Genomic DNA, 506 nt, shown 5'->3' with positions numbered 1-506 from the left:
GCATTCGAATGCGACATCTACGCCTTCGCCGTTGGTCAGTTTTTTCACTTCTTCGACGACATCGACTTCGGACGGGTCGAGGATGTAGTCGGCCACGCCGGCTTCGCGTGCTTTGTCTTTACGTGCTTTGCTCAATTCGGTGATGATGACTTTGATGCCTTTGGCTTTCAATACGGCAGCCAACAGCAAACCGATTGGGCCTGCGCCGCCGACCAATGCCACGTCGCCTTCTTTCGCGCCACTGCGTACATAAGCATGGTGGCCGACAGACAGAGGCTCAATCAAAGCAGCTTGGTCTAATGGAATTTTGTCGGAAATAGGGTGTACCCAACGGCGTTTAACGGCGATTTTTTCAGACAAGCCGCCACCGCAGCCACCTAAACCGATGAAGTTCATGTCTTTGGAGAGGTGGTAGTTGCTGCCTTCGCCGGTCGGTACATCGTCGCGGATGATGTAGGGTTCAACGACAACGTGTTGGCCGACTTTGATGTCGTCCACGCCTTCGC

Annotated in this window: 1 protein-coding gene; it reads right to left on the bottom strand. The window is 54.0% G+C overall.

Going from position 1 to position 506, the window contains the following annotated elements; genetic code table 11:
- Positions 1 to 506, bottom strand: a 506-nt coding sequence (locus ACTHUM_RS18825) for a zinc-binding dehydrogenase (protein ID WP_440403802.1), incomplete at both ends; no start/stop codon positions are given.

This window comes from Neisseria sp. P0021.S006 (assembly GCF_051956895.1).
Note: the sequence above shows the minus strand (reverse complement) of the source record. Positions and strands in the feature narration are given on the sequence as shown.